Annotated in this window: 14 protein-coding genes; 7 read left to right on the top strand and 7 right to left on the bottom strand. The window is 73.3% G+C overall.

What is annotated here, in order from left to right:
* Positions 1-197 precede the first annotated feature (197 nt).
* The 3 genes from K3554_RS00630 to K3554_RS00620 are packed head-to-tail and all read left to right on the top strand — an operon-like array spanning position 198 to position 3,225.
* Positions 198-1,382: a glycosyltransferase family 4 protein gene (locus K3554_RS00630; protein WP_259942342.1), complete on the top strand. Its 1,185-nt coding sequence runs from the start codon at positions 198-200 to the stop codon at positions 1,380-1,382.
* On the top strand, positions 1,382-2,794 hold the full coding sequence (locus K3554_RS00625) for a GMC oxidoreductase (RefSeq protein ID WP_259942340.1): 1,413 nt from the start codon (positions 1,382-1,384) through the stop codon (positions 2,792-2,794). The genes K3554_RS00630 and K3554_RS00625 overlap by 1 nt, the downstream gene beginning before the upstream one ends.
* Positions 2,791-3,225, top strand: coding sequence for a hypothetical protein (locus K3554_RS00620; RefSeq protein WP_259942337.1), 435 nt, complete (start codon positions 2,791-2,793; stop codon positions 3,223-3,225). The genes K3554_RS00625 and K3554_RS00620 overlap by 4 nt, the downstream gene beginning before the upstream one ends.
* Here K3554_RS00620 and K3554_RS00615 read toward each other — a convergent pair.
* Genes K3554_RS00615 through K3554_RS00600 form a run of 4 tightly spaced genes read right to left on the bottom strand, consistent with a single transcriptional unit; the run spans position 3,186 to position 12,287 of the window.
* A complete protein-coding gene (locus K3554_RS00615) occupies positions 3,186-4,925 on the bottom strand; it encodes a hypothetical protein (RefSeq protein ID WP_259942335.1) in 1,740 nt (579 codons plus the stop codon). The genes K3554_RS00620 and K3554_RS00615 overlap by 40 nt on opposite strands.
* Positions 4,922-5,671, bottom strand: coding sequence for a class I SAM-dependent methyltransferase (locus tag K3554_RS00610; protein WP_259942333.1), 750 nt, complete (start codon positions 5,669-5,671; stop codon positions 4,922-4,924). Before K3554_RS00610 ends, K3554_RS00615 begins: the two co-directional genes overlap by 4 nt.
* On the bottom strand, positions 5,668-6,666 hold the full coding sequence (locus K3554_RS00605; RefSeq protein WP_259942330.1) for an NAD(P)-dependent oxidoreductase: 999 nt from the start codon (positions 6,664-6,666) through the stop codon (positions 5,668-5,670). The genes K3554_RS00610 and K3554_RS00605 overlap by 4 nt, the downstream gene beginning before the upstream one ends.
* Positions 6,667-6,716: 50 nt before the next feature.
* Positions 6,717-12,287: a family 16 glycosylhydrolase gene (locus K3554_RS00600; RefSeq protein ID WP_259942328.1), complete on the bottom strand. Its 5,571-nt coding sequence runs from the start codon at positions 12,285-12,287 to the stop codon at positions 6,717-6,719.
* Positions 12,288-12,672: 385 nt separating this feature from the next.
* Here K3554_RS00600 and K3554_RS00595 point away from each other — a divergent pair, with 385 nt between their 5' ends.
* From K3554_RS00595 to K3554_RS00585, 3 genes are read left to right on the top strand one after another with little or no spacing between them, the layout of a single operon-like run.
* Complete coding sequence (locus K3554_RS00595) at positions 12,673-14,262, top strand: GMC oxidoreductase (protein ID WP_259942326.1); 1,590 nt, start codon at positions 12,673-12,675, stop codon at positions 14,260-14,262.
* Between the two features lie 13 nt (positions 14,263-14,275).
* Positions 14,276-14,602 carry a hypothetical protein gene (locus K3554_RS00590; protein ID WP_259942323.1) on the top strand — a complete coding sequence of 109 codons (327 nt, stop codon included), beginning with the start codon at positions 14,276-14,278 and terminating at the stop codon, positions 14,600-14,602.
* Entirely contained in the window at positions 14,599-14,754 is a 156-nt protein-coding gene (locus tag K3554_RS00585; protein WP_259942321.1) for a hypothetical protein, read from the top strand. Before K3554_RS00590 ends, K3554_RS00585 begins: the two co-directional genes overlap by 4 nt.
* On the opposite strand, the gene K3554_RS00580 is transcribed toward K3554_RS00585, so the two are convergent.
* Both K3554_RS00580 and K3554_RS00575 read right to left on the bottom strand, forming a co-directional pair.
* Positions 14,751-15,524, bottom strand: a complete 774-nt coding sequence (locus K3554_RS00580) for a DapH/DapD/GlmU-related protein (protein WP_259942319.1) — start codon at positions 15,522-15,524, stop codon at positions 14,751-14,753. The two genes, K3554_RS00585 and K3554_RS00580, sit on opposite strands and share 4 nt — an antisense overlap.
* The gene (locus tag K3554_RS00575) at positions 15,517-17,523 is read right to left on the bottom strand and encodes an acyltransferase family protein (RefSeq protein WP_259942317.1); all 2,007 of its coding nucleotides are present in this window, start codon (positions 17,521-17,523) and stop codon (positions 15,517-15,519) included. Before K3554_RS00575 ends, K3554_RS00580 begins: the two co-directional genes overlap by 8 nt.
* 253 nt (positions 17,524-17,776) lie before the next feature.
* On the opposite strand from K3554_RS00575, the gene K3554_RS00570 reads away from it, so the two are divergent.
* Positions 17,777-18,778: a lysylphosphatidylglycerol synthase transmembrane domain-containing protein gene (locus K3554_RS00570; protein ID WP_259942314.1), complete on the top strand. Its 1,002-nt coding sequence runs from the start codon at positions 17,777-17,779 to the stop codon at positions 18,776-18,778.
* 75 nt (positions 18,779-18,853) lie between these two features.
* On the opposite strand, the gene K3554_RS16810 is transcribed toward K3554_RS00570, so the two are convergent.
* Positions 18,854-22,105 carry a DUF5060 domain-containing protein gene (locus K3554_RS16810; RefSeq protein WP_311200347.1) on the bottom strand — a complete coding sequence of 1,084 codons (3,252 nt, stop codon included), beginning with the start codon at positions 22,103-22,105 and terminating at the stop codon, positions 18,854-18,856.
* Between the last annotated feature and the right edge of the window lie 96 nt (positions 22,106-22,201).

The following is a 22,201-nucleotide window of genomic DNA, read 5'->3' as shown; positions in this document are numbered from 1 at the left end:
TTCGGCGCGCGGGCCCGGCATTCCCGGACAAGTCGCAATTGAGGGATGACATCCGCCCGGCGAGCGCCCACCATGCGGGCGTGACCGGGGGCGGACCGCTGGCCCGCCCGCCCATTCCTCCGCCGGCGAGTGCGTGCCATGTTCCGTGCGACGCAGTGTCCTCCTCCGCCATCCCCCGCAGCGCCGCCGGGGCGGGCATGAGGATTCTGGTGCTCGCGCCGCAGCCGTTCATGACGCAGCGCGGCACGCCCATCGCGGTCCGCATGATGCTCGAGACGCTGTCCGCGCGCGGCGACCGGGTCGACCTGCTGACCTTTCCCGAAGGCGAGGACGTGGAGATCGAGGGCTGCCGCATCCACCGCGTGCCGGCCCTGCCGGGACTGCGGGGCTTCGCGCCCGGCTTCTCGCTGCGCAAGCTGGCGGCCGACGCGGTGATGCTGCCGATGGCCGGCTGGCGGATGGCGCGCACGCGCTACGACCTCGTGATCGGCGTCGAGGAGGCGGCGTTCATGGCGATGGCGCTGCGGCCGCTGTTCGGCGTTCCCTTCCTCGCCGACGTGGACAGCTCGATGCCCGAGCAGATCGACGACAAGGTCGGCCTCCCGCCCTGGCTGCGGCGGCTGCTCGACCGGGCCGAGGGGGCGATGCTGCGCCGCGCCGCGGGCGCGGTCACCTGCTGCCGGGCGCTGCAGGAGATCGTCGAGAGCCACGCGCCGGAGGTGCCCGTGCGCACCGTCGAGGACGTGACCATGCTGGGCGAGGACCGGAGCGTGCCGGAGGACTGCCGCTTCGCGGACCCGGTGGTGATGTACGTGGGCAACCTCGAGGGCTACCAGGGCGTGGACCTGCTGATCGACGCGATGGCCCGGCTGGACCCCGCGACGCATCCCGCGCGGCTGGTGGTCATCGGCGGGGGCGCCGCGCACGTCGCCGCCGCGAAGAGGCGCGTCGAGGAACTGGGGATCGGCGGGCGCGCGCATTTCCTGGGGCCGCGCCCGGTGGAACAGCTCGGCCGCTACCTCGCAGCCGCCACGATCACCGCCTCTCCGCGGACCCAAGGCCGTAACACGCCGATGAAGATCTACTCCTACCTCGACAGCGGGCGCCCGCTGCTCGCCACGCGCCTGCCGACCCACACGCAGGTTCTGGACGACGCGATCGCCATACTGGCGGACCCCGAGCCGGAGGCGATGGCCGCGGCGCTGGAGCGCCTGCTGGAGGACGCGGCACTGCGCGAGCGCCTCGGCGCCGCTGCGCAGGCACGGGTCGCCGCGGAGTTCAGCCCCGCCGCCTACCGGCGCAAGCTCGACGGTTTCCTCTCGGACGTGATCGAGCCGCGCCTCGGCCGGGGCGCGGCCCCGGTGGCGGCGGACGCGGGCTGATGCGGCGGATCGGCCTGGAGGAAGCGGCCCGCCAGCGGTGGGACGTGATCCTCGCGGGGTCGTCCTTCGCGGCCTGCTTCTTCGCGCGGGGCCTGCGGGGCCGGGGGCTGCGGGTGCTCATGGTGGAGCGCGGCCCCTACGTCGACCGGGAGACGCAGCTCGCGCAGCGCCACTCCGACCGCCCCCCCGTGCCCGCGCAGCGCAACAGCTCGGGCCAGCCGAAGGACTGGGCCGTGCGCCACCAGTTCGGCGGCTGCTCGAACTGCTGGTGGGGCAACACGCCGCGCCTGCACCCGTCCGACTTCGCGCTGCGCTCGCGCCACGGCGTGGCGGCGGACTGGCCCTTCGGCTACGACGCGCTGGAGCCCTTCATGGCCGAGGCCGAGGCGGTCATGGAAGTGGCCGGGGGCGGCAGCGAGCACATCGTGCCCCGCTCGCGGCCCTATCCCCATCCGGCCCATGCGCCGACCCGCGCCGAGCGGCGCCTGATGGAGTTGGACGCGAGTTGGGTTCCGATGCCCACGGCCCGCGCCAACGGCGGCAGCCGGGCCTCGTGCTGCGCGGCGGGGTCCTGCTCGCTATGCCCGGTCGATGCCAAGTTCACGATCCTGAACGGCCGGGACGCCTTCGCCGACCCCGACCTGAGCCTCGTGGTGGAGGCCGAATGCCGGCGGGTCGAGACGGCGGCGGGGCGGGCCACGGGGATCACGGTGCGCGACGCCTCGGGCCGGGAGACCGCGCTGCGGGGCGATCTGATAGGCCTCGCCGCGAACCCGATCGGCAACGCGGCGATCCTCCTGCGCTCCGGCATCGGCGGCGCGCGCGTGGGCGAGGGCCTGCACGAGCAGGCCGGGCAGTTCGCGTGGATCGACGTGCCGTTCGACAACTACTACGGCGGCACCTCGATCACCGGGCTTGGATACGCGTTCTACGACGGGCCGTTCCGGTCCGAGGCGGCCTCGGTCCTGCTCGAGAGCTGGAACGCCCCGCCGTCGCTGCGGATGGAGCGGGGCAAGTGGCTGCAGCGCCTGAAGTTGAAGCTCGTGGCCGAGGACATCCCGCTGGCGCGCAACCGGATCGTGCTGGAGGAGGACGAGCCGGTGATCGAATGGACCGGGCACAGCGCCTTCACGGAGGCGGGGCTGGCCCGCGCGCGCGAGGGGCTGTCCGGACTGCTGCCCTTCGCGGAGCGCATCGCCTTCGGCCCCCCGGAGCCCACCGAGGCGCACATCATCGGCGGCACGCCGATGGGCGCCACGGCGGCGGAGGGCGTGGTCGATGCAGAGTGCCGCCTGTTCGACGTGCCGAACGTCGCCTGCCTCGGGGCGGGCGCCTTCCCGACCGGGGGGGCCGCGAACCCGACGCTGACGCTGGCGGCCCTGTCGCTCCGCCTCGGGGAGCGCGCCGCATGAGACCGTCCCGCCGCACCGTCCTGCTGGGAGGCACCGCCGCCGTCGCCGCCGCCGCGGCGGTGCCCGTCGCCATGGGCGGTCTGGACGCGTTCCTGCGCCGGGTACTGGCGCGGCACTTCGGACCCGAGGTGCTGGGGATCGACGGGATCGGGGACTTCGTCGCCGACTACGCCGCGCTGGCCGGGCGGGGCAGCGCGCTCAAGCGGGCCGGTGCGGAGGCCTACTTCGCCTGGCAGGGCGACCGGGTGCACATGATCGGGGCGGCCGAGGAGCTGGAGGCGCGGTTCCTGCAGACGATCCTGACCCGCAGCAACATCATCGCGATCCACGGCGGGGCGGAGGCCCCCTTCGACTACGTCGATCCCGACCCGTGGGAGCCGGCCTGCGGCCTCTACCTCTCGGCGCTGGCCGAGGAGACCGGCTTCGGCTGACGCGCGCCGGCGGTGATCGCCGCCGCGGCGGAGGGCCCGGGCAGCGCGTCGCAGCCGGCGCCCGTCCGCGCGCCGGCCGCGCGCGACCAGCCCAGGAGCGACATGTGCCCCTGCGCGGTGGCCGTGACTTCGGCCCCCTCCTCGGCGGCGATGCGTCCGAGGCGGCGCGCGTCGGCGCCGTCGATCCAGGGGGCGTTGGCCACCACGATGCCGACCGGACGGCAGGCCACGAGGGGCCGCAACTCCTCGACCGTGGCGACGATGGGTCGGCCGGTTCGGAAGTCCGCGGCGTAGGGGCGCGTGCCGGGGCCGAGCGAGAACTCCATCTCCGAGAAGCGCGGCCGGTTGAGCGCCACGTCGAAGTCGCCCAGCCACTGCACCGCGAGCATCTCCTCGGTGGTGACGACGACCGCGCCCCGCTCCAGCCAGGGCGCGGCCATCTCGGTCGCCGCCTCCCATTGCCAGCGCCGCTTGCCCAACAGAAACCGCGTCTCGGCGCCGGAGACGAGGCGCGCCGAGTTCCACACGGCGTTGTTCGAGCCGACCGCGAAGAGGGCGGCGACCGCGAGCGTGGCGGCCACCGCCGCCCGGCGCGTCCGGGGCCCGAGGCGCTGCGGAAGCAGCGCCGCCGCCGCGCCGCCGAAGTAGCGCAGCAGGGTGCCGCCCACGTATGCCAGCGCTATGGCCCAGATCGCGAAGAAGAACGGCATCGTCGGGTAGAGGTAGCGGATGTTCTTCAGCCCCCCGAACGATTGCGCGAGGAAGGTCGCGCCGAAGAGCACCAAGCAGAAGGACGCGGGCACGAACCGCGCCCGCAGCGCGATCAGCGCGGCGAACGGGAACAGAGACCAGAACGTCGCGTAGTTGTCGCGAAAGTCCCGGTGGTAGAAGGTCGTGTCGCGCAGGATCGGCCAGGGCTCCCAGCGGTAGGTCGTCCACAGGCGGGACAGCGTCCCGTCGAGCGCGCCGCTGGCCAGCACCAGCCCGGCCGCCGCCGCGGCCGCCAGCGCCGCCCAGCGGAGCCAGGGGACCTGCCGCAGCCACGACGGCCCGAACAGCGCCCCCGCCCACAGCGCCGCGGCGGCGGCAACGATCAGCGTCGTCTGCTGCAGGCGCAGCGCGAACAGCATGAGCGCCCCCGCCACCGCCAGCAGCACCGCGCTGCGGTGCCAGCCGCTCCGCGCGCCGCACAGCGCCTCGTAGACGAGCAGAACCGCGACCAGCGTCGCCAGACCGTGCAGCGCGTAGAAGCGCACGTATTGCGACACCTCGATTCCGTTGGGCCAGAGCAGCAGGAACACCGCCGAGACCGCGGCCGCCGCAAGGCCCGCCACGCGCCAGACCCACACGGTCGCCACCACCACCAGGAGCGCGCCCGGGACCGCCGAGGGCAGCAGCCGCGCGGCGCCCATGCCGCGCGTCCCCGCGAGGTCCCACGACGCCGCGACGAGGCGGGTGTAGAGCGCACCGCGCTCGTAGCTGCCGTCGAGGATGGCGAAGGTGCCCGCGTCCTGCAGGCTCATTGCCGGGAGCAGGTGGTAGAGCTCGTCGTAGATCGGCGGCAGGCCGAGGATCCCGGTGCGGGTCAGCAGCGCCGCCGCGAAGAGCAGCGCCGCGGCGCCCGCCACGGCCAGCGCGCCGCCGCGCGACGGGGCGCGGGTCGGGCCGTGGGCATCGGTCGGCAGCGTTCCGGGTTTCACATCGCCTCGCGGGTGATCCTCGCGATCACGGGAGATCCGGCCCGGTCGCCGAGCCCGGCCGCGCGCAGCGTGCGCTCGAGCCGGTCCGACACCGCGGGGCGGGCGAGCTTTCGGTGCAGCACCATTGGCAGCACGAACTGTCCGATCTCGTGGCGGTGGGCGAAGCCGTGGCTCCGCGCGCAGGCGCTGACCTCCGCGCGCGACAGGCTCACGTAGCGCCGCGTGTCGCCCTCGATCCGCCGCTTGAGGCCGAACAGGACCGGCTCCAGCAGGTTGAAGCCGCCGGGGGCGGGGAAGTCGACGATCACCGCATGGCGCGCGACCCGGCAGGCCTCGGCCAGCAGCCGCTCCCAGTCGCCGACGTGGGCGAGGATGCGGAACGAGGTCACCACGTCGAAGCTCCGATCCGGATGGGGCAGGTCGGTCAGCGAGCCCCAGCCGAACTCGACGCCGGGAACCCCGGCCGCCCGCCCGAGCGCCCGCGCGGAGCTGGCGTGGACGTGCACCGCATGCCCGTCCTCGCGCAGCGGGGCCGCGACCTGGCCGTGCCCGCCGCCGACGTCGAGCACGCGCGACCGGGGCCACGGGGCGATCAGCTCGCGCAGGATCCGCGTCTGCCGGGCCAGCAGCCAGCGCCCCGCCGGGCCCGAGAAGCGCCGCGCGTAGCGGTCCGTCGACGCGTCGAGGTCGGCTTCCGGCGCGCCGATGTCGGCGACGGGGCCGTGGAGGCCCTCGACCGTGCTCATGCCGCGACCCCGGCCGGGGCGGGCCGCAGGTGCCCCTCCGCGCGATACCACGCCGCGGTGCGCCTGAGGCCCTCGGCCAGGGGAACCTGTGGCTCGTAGCCGATCAGCCGCTTGGCCTTGTCCACCGAGAAGGCCCGTGCCTTCGTGAAGAAGGACACCCGCCGGCGGTGCAGCGGCGGGTCGATGCCGAACGGGCGGCACGCCACCTCGCACAGTGTCGCGGCCGCCATCAGCGGCGCGACCGGAAGGCGCCCCCGCGGCGGCGGCACGTCGAGCACGGCGGCGACCTCGCGCACCAGGCCGTTCAGCGTGGTGTACCGGTCGGAGCCGATCAGGAAGGTCTCGCCGACGGCGGCGGGGTGCTCGGCGCACAGGACGAAGCCCTGCACGAGGTCGTCGATGTAGCTCATGTGGTAGGCGATCTCGCCGCTGCCGAACATCCGGAAGGTGCGGTTCTCGACCGTGCGGAACAGCTTCAGGAAGCGCAGGTCGCCCGGCCCGTAGATGCCGGTGGGGCGGACGATGGAGACCGGCGCCCCGGCCTCGATCGCGGCCCGCGCCAGCATCTCGCCCGCCAGCTTGGACCGCTGGTAGACGTCGCTGGGATTGAACGCGGTCTCCTCGGTCGCGGGGATCTCGGCCACGTCGCCGTGCACGCCGCAGGTCGAGCAGTGCACGATGCGCGCGACCCCGTGGCGCCTGCCGGCGTCCAGGACGTGCGCGACGGCGCCGCGGTTCACCGCGTCGTAGTAGCTGTCCGGATGGTTCGCGCTGCGGTAGACGGCACCGATGTGGAAGACGTGGCTTCGTCCCGCCACCGCCCGGTCGATCGCGGCCGCGTCGGTCAGGTCGCCCTGCGCCAGTTCGATCCCGTCGCGCTCCAACGCTCGCGCGGCCGGGCTCGCCCCGTCGCGGACGAGGGCGCGCACGGCGTAGCCGCGGGCCCTGAGCGTCCGGGCGAGATGGCCGCCCGTAAAGCCCGTCGCGCCGGTCACGAGCGCTTGTCCGCTCCCCCCGTCCATGCGTCCCCCCCGGCGGTCCCGCCCTACAGTGATAGCATGCTTTCCGCGAAGTAGGTCACGAGATCGGCGTCCGTCGTCAGCGCGAACGACCCGCCCCCGAGATCCGCTCCCTTCAGCGCGTCGGCCTGCGCGCCGAACACCTCGATCGTCCCGAACCCGCCGACCGCCAGCCGCACGCCCCCCGCGATGTCGGTGACGGTGACCGCGCCCTCGAAGGCGTCGGCCAGCACCAGCCGGTCGGCGCCGAGCCCGAAGTCCAGGATCGCGTCCGCGGCCGACGTGCCGTCGGCGAAGTCCGTGTTGTAGACGAAGGTGTCGGCGTCGGCGCCGCCCGCGACTTGGTCGGCCCCGGCGCCACCGGCGATCCGGTCGCGCCCGTCCTGGCCCTCGATCGTGTCGTCGCCCCCGCGGCCGTCGACAATGTCGTTGCCGCCGCCGCCCCTGATCAGGTCGCCCGCGGCGGTGCCGAGGATCCAGTCCCCCGCGGCGCCGCCCTCGACCTCGGTGGCGAGGCCGAAGCTCTGGGTGGTGCCGTCGATCGTGCCGCCCGACAGGCCGATCTCGTCGGCGAGCAGGGCCTGCAGGCTGGCCGCGTAGGCGGCGTAGGCGTCGTCGGTCAGGTGGACGAGGTCGGGACCGACCCCGGAGGTGTCGAAGGGCGCGTCGTGCAGGTGCAGCGTCGGATGGTCCGCCATCAGCGCCGTCACGATCGCCTTGATGCCCGGCTGGTAGGTCCCGTTGCCGGCGTCCCCGATCACCGGCGAGCCGTCGACCGTGCTGAAGCCTTCGTTGACGATCTCCGACACGAAGGCGTCGCCCTGCTTCAGCTTGGGCGGGATCGTCGAGATCACGAGATGCTTCTCGTCGGCCCCGGGGAGCGCGAAGAAGTGGTTCACCGCCTTCGTGACCTGGTTCATGATCCCCGGGAAGTTCGAGGTGTAGAAGCTGCTGCCCGTGTGCGAGAAGTCGTTGGTGCCGGCCATCAGCAGCACCACGTCCGCGTCGGTGTCGATCACGTTCGTGCGGAAGTGGTACTCCTCGGTGCTGGAGTTCACGAGCTGGCGGAACTCGCGCGAGGGCGCGCCGGTGTGGTCCTGGTCGATCAGCCAGTCCGGGCCGGACGCGTAGGCTCCCACGTAGTCGACGAAGGCGCCCGCCGCGAGAAGTCCCTCGAACAGGTCGCCGCGATAGCCCTCCTGCAGGGCGCGGTTGTCCAACGTGTCCTGGTCGGTCCCGCCGCTGTAGCCGTGGGTCAGCGAGTCCCCGATCGGCAGCACCCGCGCGGCCTGCGCCGACCACCCCGCTTCCAGGTCGATCACGAGCGCGCGGGTCTCGTCCGCGAAGCTCAGCGCGACCGGTGTCCGGTCCAGCGTGAGGTCTGGTCCTGCGACGGTGGTGGAGGATCCGAAGCTGTCGGTGGCGGTGACGGTGGTGGCGAGGGGGCCGTCGGCGAGGCTCGAGAGGTCGAGGGTGAGGGTGCCGTCGGTGCTGCGGGTGCCGGTCACGGTGGCGGTGCCGTCGGTGACGACCACGGTGGCGGTGGCGTCGGCGTCGAGGCCGGCGATCTCGAACGCCACGGCGCCCATCTCGGCGCCGTCGATCTCGGTGTCGGGCGCGGCGAGCGCGAGGTTGCCGTCGTCGTCGCCGCCGGCGGGCACCAGCGACAGCGCGGGCCCGGCCACGGTGGCGGTGGCGCCGTCGCCGTCGGTGGCGGTGAGCGAGGAGGCGAGGGGCCCGTCGGCGAGGCTCGACAGGTCGAGGACGAGGGTGCCGTCGGTGCCGCGGGTGCCGGTCACCGTGGCGGTGCCGTCGGTGACGCTCACGGTGGCGGTGGCGTCGGCGTCGAGGCCGCTGATCTCGAACGCCACCGCGCCGGCCTCGGCGCCGTCGATCAGCGTGTCGGGCGCGGCGAGCGCGAGGTTGCCGTCGTCGTCGGCGGGTGAAGCTGCGCCCAGGCTCAGCGCGACGCTGTCGAACTCCACCAGCACGGTCTCGTTGGAGCGGGTGCGCTGGTTGAGAAAGCCGCCCAGCGTCAGCACGTGGCTGCCGCCCGCGAGCGTGCCCAGGTCGAGCGTGACGTCCACGAAGCCGCTGTCGAGCACCTCGTCGTCGTCGTCGGTGGCCTCCATCAGCGCCACCGCGTACTCGGTGCCGTCGACGTCCACGAGCACCTCGCCCCACTCGCCCTCGTCGAGGTCGCTCGTCAGCGTGATGCGGTAGCGCAGCGTCAGCGTGCCGCTCTGGCCCGCGGCGCTGGTGAACGCCTGGCTCCAGCCGCCCGAGATGTCGGTGACCGCCGACTTGGTCGAGCCCCCGCCCAGCACCACCTGAAGCGTCCCGCTCCCCAGAGCCCCCGACGCGTAGTCCGGCTCGGCCGTGCCCCGGAACGCGTCGTCCGCATACGCAAACCCCTCCGCGCCGGACGTGAACGTGGCCTCGATGGGCGTGGGCGGCGGCGGCGGCGGCGGCGCGGTGTCCAGCGTGAGGTCTGGTCCTGCGACGGTGGTGGAGGATCCGAAGCTGTCGGTGGCGGTGACGGTGGTGGCGAGGGGGCCGTCGGCGAGGCTCGAGAGGTCGAGGGTGAGGGTGCCGTCGGTGCTGCGGGTGCCGGTCACGGTGGCGGTGCCGTCGGTGACGACCACGGTGGCGGTGGCGTCGGCGTCGAGGCCGGCGATCTCGAACGCCACGGCGCCCATCTCGGCGCCGTCGATCTCGGTGTCGGGCGCGGCGAGCGCGAGGTTGCCGTCGTCGTCGCCGCCGGCGGGCACCAGCGACAGCGCGGGCCCGGCCACGGTGGCGGTGGCGCCGTCGCCGTCGGTGGCGGTGAGCGAGGAGGCGAGGGGCCCGTCGGCGAGGCTCGACAGGTCGAGGACGAGGGTGCCGTCGGTGCCGCGGGTGCCGGTCACCGTGGCGGTGCCGTCGGTGACGCTCACGGTGGCGGTGGCGTCGGCGTCGAGGCCGCTGATCTCGAACGCCACCGCGCCGGCCTCGGCGCCGTCGATCAGCGTGTCGGGCGCGGCGAGCGCGAGGTTGCCGTCGTCGTCGGCGGGTGAAGCTGCGCCCAGGCTCAGCGCGACGCTGTCGAACTCCACCAGCACGGTCTCGTTGGAGCGGGTGCGCTGGTTGAGAAAGCCGCCCAGCGTCAGCACGTGGCTGCCGCCCGCGAGCGTGCCCAGGTCGAGCGTGACGTCCACGAAGCCGCTGTCGAGCACCTCGTCGTCGTCGTCGGTGGCCTCCATCAGCGCCACCGCGTACTCGGTGCCGTCGACGTCCACGAGCACCTCGCCCCACTCGCCCTCGTCGAGGTCGCTCGTCAGCGTGATGCGGTAGCGCAGCGTCAGCGTGCCGCTCTGGCCCGCGGCGCTGGTGAACGCCTGGCTCCAGCCGCCCGAGATGTCGGTGACCGCCGACTTGGTCGAGCCCCCGCCCAGCACCACCTGAAGCGTCCCGCTCCCCAGAGCCCCCGACGCGTAGTCCGGCTCGGCCGTGCCCCGGAACGCGTCGTCCGCATACGCAAACCCCTCCGCGCCGGACGTGAACGTGGCCTCGATGGGCGTGGGCGGCGGCGGCGGCGGCGGCGCGGTGTCCAGCGTGAGGTCTGGTCCTGCGACGGTGGTGGAGGATCCGAAGCTGTCGGTGGCGGTGACGGTGGTGGCGAGGGGGCCGTCGGCGAGGCTCGAGAGGTCGAGGGTGAGGGTGCCGTCGGTGCTGCGGGTGCCGGTCACGGTGGCGGTGCCGTCGGTGACGACCACGGTGGCGGTGGCGTCGGCGTCGAGGCCGGCGATCTCGAACGCCACGGCGCCCATCTCGGCGCCGTCGATCTCGGTGTCGGGCGCGGCGAGCGCGAGGTTGCCGTCGTCGTCGCCGCCGGCGGGCACCAGCGACAGCGCGGGCCCGGCCACGGTGGCGGTGGCGCCGTCGCCGTCGGTGGCGGTGAGCGAGGAGGCGAGGGGCCCGTCGGCGAGGCTCGACAGGTCGAGGACGAGGGTGCCGTCGGTGCCGCGGGTGCCGGTCACCGTGGCGGTGCCGTCGGTGACGCTCACGGTGGCGGTGGCGTCGGCGTCGAGGCCGCTGATCTCGAACGCCACCGCGCCGGCCTCGGCGCCGTCGATCAGCGTGTCGGGCGCGGCGAGCGCGAGGTTGCCGTCGTCGTCGGCGGGTGAAGCTGCGCCCAGGCTCAGCGCGACGCTGTCGAACTCCACCAGCACGGTCTCGTTGGAGCGGGTGCGCTGGTTGAGAAAGCCGCCCAGCGTCAGCACGTGGCTGCCGCCCGCGAGCGTGCCCAGGTCGAGCGTGACGTCCACGAAGCCGCTGTCGAGCACCTCGTCGTCGTCGTCGGTGGCCTCCATCAGCGCCACCGCGTACTCGGTGCCGTCGACGTCCACGAGCACCTCGCCCCACTCGCCCTCGTCGAGGTCGCTCGTCAGCGTGATGCGGTAGCGCAGCGTCAGCGTGCCGCTCTGGCCCGCGGCGCTGGTGAACGCCTGGCTCCAGCCGCCCGAGATGTCGGTGACCGCCGACTTGGTCGAGCCCCCGCCCAGCACCACCTGAAGCGTCCCGCTCCCCAGAGCCCCCGACGCGTAGTCCGGCTGCGCCGTGCCCCGGAACGCGTCGTCCGCATACGCAAACCCCTCCGCGCCAGAGGTGAACGTGGCGTATACCGGGTAGCCGACCATCATCTCCACGTCGGCCGCGTTGGTCTGCTCCGTGCCGTCCGAGGCGACGTAGGAGAAGGTGTCGTTGCCCGTGAACCCGGCGTCGGGCGTGTAGGTGATCGCGCCCGTGGAGGGATCGACGCTCACCGTGCCGTGGCTGGGGCCGGACGCGATCGCGACGGTGGAGGCCAGCGGCGCGGTGCCCATCGTCCCGTCGTTGGCCAGCACGTCGACCACCGCAGCGCCGCCCTGCGCGACCAGCACGCGGTCGTCGATGGCGACGGGCGCGGTGCGCGGCGTGTAGGAGACCGACGCGTAGGCGGCGACCGTGTCGACGTTGTTCGCCGGCGACCCCGTGAAGGCGTTGTTGCCGGTCCAGATGCTCGTGTGGGTGCGGCCGGGATAGGCGGCCATCCCGATGTCGAGGTCCTCCATCCGGTGGAGCTCCACGCCGTCGGCGTACCAGGTCACCGAGTCGGGGCCCCATTCGAAGGCGTAGTCGTGGAAGCCCGCCGCCGCGTCGAATCCCAGGTCGACGGTGGCGGAGGAGACCCCCTCGGGGGTGTGGATGCTCAGGAGGACCTCGGTGGTGTCGCCGCCGAGGAACTCGAAGTCGATCTCGCTGGTGGGGGAGCCGAAGGGCGCGCCGGTGTAGAGGAAAAAGCTGGACAGCACCCCCTCCACGCCGGAGGGCCGCATCGTCACCTCGTAGGTGCCGTAGAAGGTATCCTCGGTGGCCCGCATCTCGGCGCCCGAGAATCGCTTGCCGCCGCCGTCGCGTCCGTCGAGGCGCAGCTCCACCAGGCCGGGCGAGATCAGGACGTTGTCCGGCGTCCAGGTCGTGTCGATCCAGCCGGCGCCGTTGGTGTAGTCGGATATGCGCCACTGCTCGGGCACGAAGGGATCGAAATCGGCCTGGAACGCGGAATAGGTAGTCATGATGATGAGAATCCCCCGGCTGCAGGCGGGTGCCTGCGAAATCGATGACCCGTGCCAGTCGAGTCGGGGATCCGCGGAATGTGGCGGAAATCGGCACCCGTGACGGACTGACGGTCGAACTGCGCCGGGACGGTCGGGCAAACGCGTTCCGGCAAGGTAACGCTAGGGAAAGCTAGCACGGGCATCGCGGACTTGGCAAACCTCCTGCCCGCGTCTTGCCGCATTTTCGCCATGATCCGGCCGAAACGATGAATGACCGCGCAGGCAACGATGCGCGGCCCTTCCGGGCACCGCCGCGCGGTGCGGGCCTTGATCGCGGGCCGCAGCCCGGGTCAGACTGCGCGCGTGGCCGGCAAGGCCGCGCTTGTCGGACGGGGCTTTCGGGATGATCGTTGACAGCAGGCAACTGCCCGACGGGCAGGTTCTCGACGCGGACGTCTGCATCGTCGGCGGAGGGCCCGCGGGCATCACCCTGGCGCTGGAGCTCGCGGACGGCCCCCTGAAGGTCGTCCTCCTCGAGAGCGGCGGCATGGCCTACGACGACGCCACGCAGGAGCTCTACGCCGGGCCGAACCTCGGCTTCCAGTACGACCCCCTCGACGAGGCGCGGCTGCGCTTCCTCGGCGGCTCCTCGAACCACTGGGCCGGCAACTGCATGCCGCTGCTCCCGATCGACTTCGAGCGGCGCGACTGGATGGCCCATTCGGGCTGGCCCATCGGCTACGATGACCTGCACGACTACTACATGCGGGCGCAGCCCTACCTGGAGCTGCCGACCGAACGTCCCTACGACTTGGCGTTCTGGGCGGAGCGGCTGGGCAAGGCGCTGCTGCCGGTCGATGCGGAGCAGCTCAGCAACGTCAGCGTCAACAAGAGCCCGCCGACGGCCTTCGGCTTCACCTACGAGGCCCGGCTCGCGGCGGCGCGGAACGTCTCCGTCTACCTCCACGCCAACGTGCAGGAGCTGGAGACGGATGACGCCGCGAGCGAGGTGACCGAGGTCCGGGCCGCGTGCATCGACGGCCCGCGCTTCGGCGTGCGCGCCCGGCGGTTCGTGCTGTGCGCCGGGGGCATCGAGATCCCGCGCCTGCTGTTCCTGTCGAACCGGGTCCAGCAGGCGGGGCTGGGCAACGGCAACGACCTGGTCGGCCGGTTCTTCGCCGACCATGCCGCGATCCGTCCGGCGATGCGGATCCTGCTGGCGCGCGACCGCGCGGGGGTCGACCTCTACACCGAGCCGAGCTTCTTCCCCTCGGGCGGGCTGATAGGCACGCTCGCCTCGTCCGAGGCGCTCCTGCGGCGCGAGCAGATCGGCGGCTTCGTGTGCCACCTGTTTCCCGGCGACGCGTCGCCGGGCGCGCGGTCGCTGGTGAACCTGTTCCGGTCGGCCCGGCGCGGCGACGTGCCGCCTTACCTCTCCTCCGAGATCGGCAACGTGCTGACGGACCTCGACGGCGCCGCGAACGCCTTGTTCCGGTGGTCCGGCGGCGACGACGACGTGATCGCGCGCGACTGGCTGGCGCCATGGCTGACCATCGAGAGCGTGCCGAATCCCGACAGCCGCGTGCGGCTGGTCGACGAGCGGGACCGGTTCGGGCAGCGCCGCATAGGCCTCGACTGGCAGCTCACCGAGACCGAGATGCGGACGGTGCGGCGGGCGACCGAAATCCTGGCGGGCGAGGTCGGGCGCATGGGCCTCGGCCGGAGCTGGACCGAGGTGCTGCGCGACGACTACGCCTGGCCCGACTACGTGGCCCGGGGAAAGCACCACTGCGGGACCACGCGGATGTCCGACGACCCCGCCACCGGCGTGGTGGACGCGGATTGCCGGGTGCACGGCGTGCGCAACCTCTTCGTCGGCAGCTCGTCGGTCTTCCCGACCCATGGCTACGCCAACCCGACGCTGACGATCGTCGCGCTGTCGATACGGATGGCGGACCTGTTCCGCGAGGATGCCGGGCGGGGCCGGCTGTGAGGGGGGCGCGATGATGGACCGACGGATCTTCCTGGCGGCGGTGCTCGGGGCCGCGCCGGTGGCGGCGGTGGCGGGGCCCGGCCGGGATGCCGCGGCGGATGCGGCGCGGATCGGGCGGGCGGTGCTGCGCGCCGGCGCGGCCGAGCGCGATGCGGCGGGCCTGCGCGCGGCGCTTGGGCTCGACTCCTCAGCCGAGGCGAGCCTGGACGGCACGTGGCGCGCGGCGATCCGGGCGGATTATGCCGGCGGCCGCATCGTCCACGTCGAGGACTGGGTGCTCGCGCGGACCGAGGCGCGGCTCTGTGCGCTCGTGGCGCTTTCCGCCGGGGCCGGGGCGTGAGGCTCGCCCTGGGGATCGCGCTCGCAGTCGCGGCCGCCGCCGTGGCGCTGCGCCTCCTGGTGCCGGGCAGCTTCTGGACCGGGACCGTGCTTGCGGCGTTGGTGGGGGTCGCGGTGGGGGCCGTCCTGCTGCGGCGCCGCCGGCGCCGCTAGGCCTCGATGGCGGCGCCCCGCGTCCCGATCCGGCGGGCGGGAACGCCGCCGACGATCTCGCCCGCCGCGACGTCGCCCGTCACCACCGCGCCGGCCGCCACGATCGCGCCCTCGCCGATCCGCGCGCCGTCGAGCACGCGCGCCCCGGCGCCGAGCCAGACGTCGCGGCCGATCACCACCGGTCCCCTGGTCTCCAGCCCCTGCCGCACCATCGGGGTGCCGCCGGTCTCGGTCCTGTAGCGGCCGCCGCCGATGTAGCACTGGCCCGCGATGATAGCGAAGTCGCCGATCTCGATGCCCGACACGGCGCTGAGGCAGCACTGGCTGCCGATCGAGCAGTCGGCCCCGATCCGGATGTGGTTCTGCTTGACCACCAGGATCGTGTCGCGCGCCACCAGCGTGCGCGCGCCGATCGCGAACCCGTCCGGCCCGTCCGCGCCGCGCGCGTCGAGCGCGCAGTTGTCGTCGATCGCCACGCCTGCCCCGATCCGCATCCGGCCCGGATGGCGCAGCGACAGGCCGCGGCCGAAGTTCGCGCCGCGGCCGACCTCGCCGAAGAGGCGCGCGAACAGCAGCTTGCGCAGCGCGAATCCGGCCGCCCCGGGCAGCGGCGCGGCGAAGGTCACCGCGGTCTCGTAGAGCAGCAGGTCGGACCAGCGGTCGCTGCCGACGAAGAACCGGCGGTACTTCTCCAGGGCCGACGCGTCGCCCGACAGGGCCTCGACGACGCGGTCCTTCGCGATCCGTTCGGAGCGCGGCGCGTCAGTCACCCAGCGTCTCGCGGCCGAGGTCCGCCAGCGCCGGCAAAAGGTGGGGCTCCAGCGCACGCGCCGCGGTCTGCGTCAGGTGGTTGGAGTCGCGGAAGATCGGCGCCCCCTCGAACACGAGCGGGCAGGACTCGGCGCCGCAGACCGCCTGGTCGAGGCGGATCGGGATCGCGCCGTGCCGCGCGACGATGGCGTCGTAGCCCGCGATGATCGCCGCCGCGCGGCCGTCGAAGGCGGCGCGCGGCACGTGGGGATCGCCGTTGCGCCACAGCGTCGCGCGCATCACGCCCGCGGGCACGTCGAACCCGGCCTCGGGCAGCGGATAGACCAGCGCCACGGACTTGCCCGCCGCCCGCAGCGCGGCGACCGTGCGGTCCAGCCCCGCGAGGAAGAAGGCGGTGCGGTCGGCGTCCGGCGACAGCACCGCGTCGTCGGTGCCCACCAGCAGCGGCGTGCGGTCCCGCTCGGCGAGGCCGTCGGCGTGCCAGCCCTGCGTGTAGATCTGCGCGCGCAGGGCGATCACCACGCGGTCGATCGCGGGATCGGCGAGGATCGCGCGGTAGGTCTCGGCGAGGTACGCCGAGCAGTCGTGGGCCTGGCCCACCCAGTAGACCTCGAAGGTCTCGATCGGGGGGCAGCCGTCGCGGGCATAGAGGGCGACGGCGATGCCGCGCGCCCGCGCCGCCTCGTCGAGCGCCGGCACCAGGGTCGGCGCGTGGCTGTCGCCCCAGACGGCGAGCCGGGCCGCCCCCGCCTCGGCCCCGAACACGCAAGGTACGCTCCAGGTCTCCTCGGAGGTCTTGCGCCGGTAGCACGGGCCCGCCCATTCCGGCGTGTCCCACGAGAAGGCGGCGATGCGGCGGGCGTCCTCGGGCAGGCGTCCGGGCAGGCCGCCGGTGACCACCACGAGGCCGGCGAGCGCGACGACCGCGCCCGTGCCCAGGGCCGCCGCGCCGAAAATGCGGCGGCGCGTGCGCCCGTCGCCCCCGTGTCGGAACGGCTGCTCGATGAAGCGGAAGCTGACCCAGGCCAGCGCCACGGACAGCGCGATCAGCCCGGCCGCCTCGGCGCCGGAGGGCATGCGGAGCGCGAGGTAGACAAAGGCCACGATCACCGGCCAGTGCCAGAGATAGAGCGAGTAGGAGATCCGCCCGATCCACACCGGCAGGGCGGTGGACAGGAGGCGGCCCGCCCCGGTCGCGCCCTCGCGCCCGGCATGGATCACCAGCGCCGCGCCCAGGGTCGGCACGAGTGCGGCCGCGCCGGGGAAGGGCGTGGCGCGGGTGATGAGGAGCGCGGAGGCCAGGATCATCGCGAGGCCGGCCGCGGCGGCGACCTCGCGCAGCCAGGGCCGTCCGATCGCGGGCACGGCGCCGAGCGCCAGCAGCGCCCCCAGCCCCAGCTCCCAGGCCCGCCAGGGCAGCAGGTAGTAGGCCGCCGTCGGCACCGCCGGCGTGGTCGCCACGCTCAGCGCCAGCGAGACGGCGGTGATGCCGGCGACCCAGGGCAGCATCCGCCCGCCCCGCCGCGCCACCGCGATCAGCAGGATCGGCAGCACGATGTAGAACTGCTCCTCGATACCCAGCGACCAGGTGTGCAGGAGGGGCTTGCCGTAGGACGCGGCGTCGAAATAGCCCGCCTCCAGCCAGAACAGGACGTTCGCCGAGAAGAGCGCCGCCGCCGCCGCGCTCTGCGCCGCGTTGGCCAGGTCGGACGGCACGAACAGGATCGTCGCGCCGACCAGCACCACGGCGATCACCGCGAACAGCGCGGGCAGGATGCGGCGGATGCGCCGCTCGTAGAAGTGCAGGAGCGAGAAGGCGCCTGCGGCGATCTCGCGCGAGACGATCGTGGTGATGAGGTAGCCGGAGATGACGAAGAACACATCGACGCCCACGAAGCCGCCCGGCATCCAAGCGAAGCCCGCGTGGAACAGCACCACGGGCAGCACTGCGACGGCCCGCAGTCCGTCGATGTCCGCACGGTAGGCGGGGCGGCTCACGGCCCCGTCCCGCGGCGCCGGCGGACCGGGAGGGGCCGCCGGGGGCGGCGCGCGAGCGGGGCTCGGGCAGGGAGGAACGCGCTGGTCTCGATGTCGACGTCCTGCGATCGGGCTCGGATCGGGCGAGCCACGTTGACCCATGGTAAATCTGCACCCACGTCGCGCCCTCCTGTCAAGCGATTGCCGCAGCGGCGCTTGGAGAACGGAGGCGTCTCCGCTAGCCTGCGGGGGCATTCGAGGATCGGAATTCAGGATGGACGAGGCACCACCGGCGCGCGCCGGGCGGCGGCGCGGATGGGGGCCGGGGTTCTGGCTCAAGTTCGCGGTCTCGGCGGGGCTCTTCGCCTGGATCGTGTGGCGCACCGACCTCGCGCCGGTCCTGGCGGCGCTTTCGGAGACCGAGCCGGGCTGGTTCGCGCTGGCCTTCGCCGCCCAGATCCTCGGGGCCTCCATCATCGCGCTGCGCTGGCGCATCCTTCTGGCGGCGGGCGGCGTGCGGCCGGGCTATCCCTTCCTCGTCGTGTCCACGCTCTCGTCGCTGTTCGTGCGCCAGTTCATGCCCTCGGTGATCGGCGGCGACGCGCTGCGCGCCCACGACGCGTGGCGCGTGGGCGCGTCTTCGGGGTTCGCGCTGATGTCGCTCTTCGTGGACCGGCTGCTCGGCCTGCTGGCCCTGGCCGTGTTCGCCTTCGCCGCGCTGGCCGTGCTGGGCAGCACGATCCCGGGGCTGTCGGGCGTGCTGCTGCCCCTGTCGATCGGGACCGCGGCGGCGCTGCTGATCCTGGCGGGGCTGCTGTTCGGGCGGCGCGGCGGCGTGCCGGGCTGGGTGCCCTCGGCGCTCGCCCGGATGGCCGGCAAGGTCGCCGACGCCCTGCGCGTCTATCGCGGGGCCCACGGGGCGTTCGCGAGGGCGGCGCTGTGCTCGCTGCTGCTGCAGGTCAACGTGGTGACGTTCTACTGGATGCTGTCGCGCGCGCTGTCGCTGGAGGTGCCCTACGCCACCTTCTACGCGATCATCCCGCTGGCGATCTTCGTGATGATGCTGCCGATCAGCATCAACGGCATCGGCCTGCGCGAGACGGCGTTCGTGTTCCTGCTGGGCGTCGCCGGGGTCGCCGAGAGCGACGCGCTCGCCTTCGCATGGCTCGAGTTCGGGCTGGTCCTGCTGGTCGGCGCGTTCGGAGGGCTGGTCTACCTGTTCCGGCCGGCGCCGCCGACGGCCTCGCCGCGCGAGCCGGTGCCGGAGGCCTCGTAGGAGGCGACAGGCTTCGTCGTGCGCACGCCCCGGCGCGGGGCCGGGGCGTGCGGGGTCGATCGGAGCGGTGCGGCTTCAGGCGAAGACCGCGTCCGCGGTGTCGACGGTGGCGATCTCGAGGTAGTCGACCCGGGCACGCTCGCCCGCGTCGCTGTTCCCGACGATCTCGATCCGGTCGCCGGGCCGGAGCCGGACGTCCTCGACGACGCCGGTCGCGATTGCCTCGTTGTCGGCGTCCAGCGCCCAACCCCCGATCTGCTGCTCACCCACGAAGATGAACATGTCGCCGCTTCCGTCCCGCTCGTCGAACCAGCCGAGCTCCAGGTCGTAGACGCCCTCCGGTCCGTCGAACGTCGTGGACGCGGAGGCGGTGCCGATGGACTTGTCCACCAGCCGCGCCACCTCGCCGCCCGACGCCGAACGGATGCGGTCGGTCGCGTAGTTCTCGAGGACCATGTCCTCGGCCTCAAGGCGCAGCACGGAGAACTCCGGGGCCGCCGCACCGTTCGAGGGCGCGGGCTCGGAAACCTCCTTCTCCGGCACGGGAGCGGGCTCGGGCTCCGGGGCCGGATCCTGCACGAGGGTCGGCTCGGGCTGCGGCTCCGGCTCGGGGGCCGGCTTCTGCTGCGGCTCCGGTTCCGGCTGCGGCTCCGGTTCCGGCGCGGGCTCCGGCGCTGGCGCACCGTTGGCGGTGGCGATCTCGATCGCGTCCACGCGGGCGCGCTCGCCGGCGTCGCTCCGGCCCTCGATCGTCACGGTCTGCCCGCGCTCGAGCGCGACGCCCTCCAGCGTCACCGTGTGCAGCGCGTTGTCGTCGCGGTCCAGCGCCCAGCTGCCCACGGCCGCGCCGTCGACCAGCACCGAGACCTCGCCCTGCCCGTCGTTCTCGTCGAAGTAGGTCAGGCTCACGTCGTAGCTGCCGCTGCCGCCCTCGAAGGTGGTCGAGGCGCGCGCCACGCCGACGCCCTTGTCGACCAGCTTGGCGACCGCGCCGCCCGACGCCGCGGACTTGCTGTCCGCCGCGTAGTTCTCGAGCACGAGGTCCTCGGCCTCGAGGCGCAGGACCGAGCTCGCCAGCACCTCCGTGCCGCCCGAAGGCGCAGGTGCGGAAACCTCTTCTTCCGGTGCAGGCGCAGGTGCGGGCTCGGGGGCTGGCTCGGGCGTGGGCTCGGGTTGCGGCTCAGGCTGCGGTTCGGGCTCGGGGGCCGGCTCCTCGGCCGCGAGACCTTCCGTGGACGCTGTGCTCGACTCGATCATCAGGTGATCGAGGCGCGCGCGCTCGCCGCGGTCGCTCGTGCCGACGAGCGCGACGGTCTCGCCCGCGGCGATCTCCACGTCGCTCAGCGTGACGGTCCGGAGGCCGTCGGTGTCCGCGTCGAGGGTCCACGTCTCCAGGGTCGAGCCGCCGACCACCAGCGAGACGGTGCCCTGCCCGTCGCTCTCGTCGAGATAGCAGACCTCGACGTCGTAGGTACCGGTGGCGCCGTCGAAGGCGAAGCTCGCCTCCGCCACGCCCACCGACTTCGAGTCGAGGCGCACGACCGCATCGCCGGACGCATCCCGCTGGCGCTCCACGCTGTAGTTCTCGAGCGAGAAGTCCTCGACCTCGTAGAGGGTCGCGAAGTCGGCGGATCCGTCCGCCGGCGTCTGGCCGGACCCGGTGTCGGACCCCGAGTCGGGCGCGGCGTCCGGCTCGACGGCAGGTTCATCCGGCACGACGGCAGGTTCGTCCACGGGCGCAGGCACGGGAGCGGGGGCAGGGGCGGGAGCGGACCCGTCCGCGGGCCGCAGGTAGAGCGCCCAGTCGCTCGTCGAGCCGAGCCTGACCGTCTGGTTCGACAGCGAGACCGTGCCCAGCGAGATCTCGGCGTAGGCCTCCTCGGTGTCGACCGCGACGATCTCGGCCGCGTCGCCCCAGTCCGGATCGGACGCGAGGCGCGAGAGGTTCAGCTGCACGGAGGCCGTGTCCTCGGCGTAGACGATCACGCTGTCGGCCGCGTCGCTCCGCAGGGCGTACTGGCCCTTGCCGGCGCCGCCGGTCAGTTCGTTGGCGCGCTCCATGTCGAGCTCGAAGCGGCCCTGGCCCACGGTGAACTCGTTCCAGGTGTCGATCTGCGCCGCGGTGTCCTTGGGATAGGCGAACGAGCCGAAGTTGCCCGTGGGCGACTGCGTCCCGTCGGCCCGGATCAGGTTGCCCCAGATGTTGGCGACGCCGCCGGCCATGGTCGCGTCCCACAGGCCGTCCACCGTCTGCTCGGCGGTGTAGTCCTTGGAGCGGCCCTGGTCGCGGATCCGGAAGCGGTCCCCGCTCAGCACGGGCTTGCCCCCGGCCGCCTCGAGGGCCGCGACGTAGGTCTCGTACTCGGGCGAGTGGTGCTCGAAGTCCGCGAAGTCCTGGCCCTTCGCCCATCCTACCGAGCCGCTGTGGTTCAGCCCGGAGTTCGGGCCGACCGCGCGCACCGTCAGCAGGTGATCGTAGCCGGTCTGCGCGTCGAAGAAGGCGGTCCGCTCCGCCGCCTGGGCCGGGCTGGTCCACTCGTCGTTGTCGAAGCCGTAGCCCATGGTCCAGCCGGGCAGGGGGGCCAGCCGGTCGGCGAGGTACTCGAGGAAGCGGTGGTGGACCTCGCCGTTCTCACCGCCTGGCAGTTCGTCCGGCGTCTGCCCGCGGGCCGAGTCGCCCCAGGGCCAGAAGTGCACGGTCCCGCCCGCCGCGTGGGTGGCGGTGATGATCTGCTCGAGCGCGGCGAACGACTCGGGGTCCGGATTGAAGGCGTTCGAGCCTATGGCGCTGCCCGCATCGCCCTTCGTGTTGTCGATGTCGAAGAACTGCCCGCCGATGTTCGGGATGTGGAACCCGGTGAAGCCGTGCCCGTCGATGAAGGTGTCGATCAGGCCGTCGATCTTCGAGGGATCGTCGGCGTAGGCGCTCAGGTCGGGGTCGATCATCGCGTAGTTGGGCAGAAGCGCCGTCAGCGAGCCGTCGCCGTTCTGCTGCGCGAACTTGTCGCCCGCCGCGACCACGAAGCCCTTCGCGTCCGCGTCCCTGGCGACCTGCACGGTGCCCGAGAGGCCGTCGAGGTCGGCGTCCTCGGACACGGTGGAGAACGTCCAGTCACCGTCGTCCGGGGCGGTGAAGCGGAACGCGTAGTCGGAGCCGGTGTAGAACATGCCCGTCTCGATCGTCCGGCCGGTCCCGGCCTGGACGAAGGTCACGGTCGCCTCGAGGTCGAAGGCGTTGCCGTCGATGGTCGGGTTCGCGACCGTCCATTCGCTGTAGGGGGCGAAGACCGAGGTCCGCACCGTGCCGAGTTCCTTGGTGCCGGTCATGACGTGCACCCCGCACGTTCGGCTGCCCGGAGGCACGGAAGGGCCGGGCTCGAAGCCTCGGCAGGGGGCGTGAAGGTCCGCAAGCTTGTCATCGAT

Source organism: Jannaschia sp. W003 (assembly GCF_025144335.1).
Lineage (GTDB): Bacteria > Pseudomonadota > Alphaproteobacteria > Rhodobacterales > Rhodobacteraceae > Jannaschia.
The sequence above is the reverse complement of the archived record's forward strand: the minus strand, read 5'-3'. Positions and strand labels throughout refer to the sequence as shown.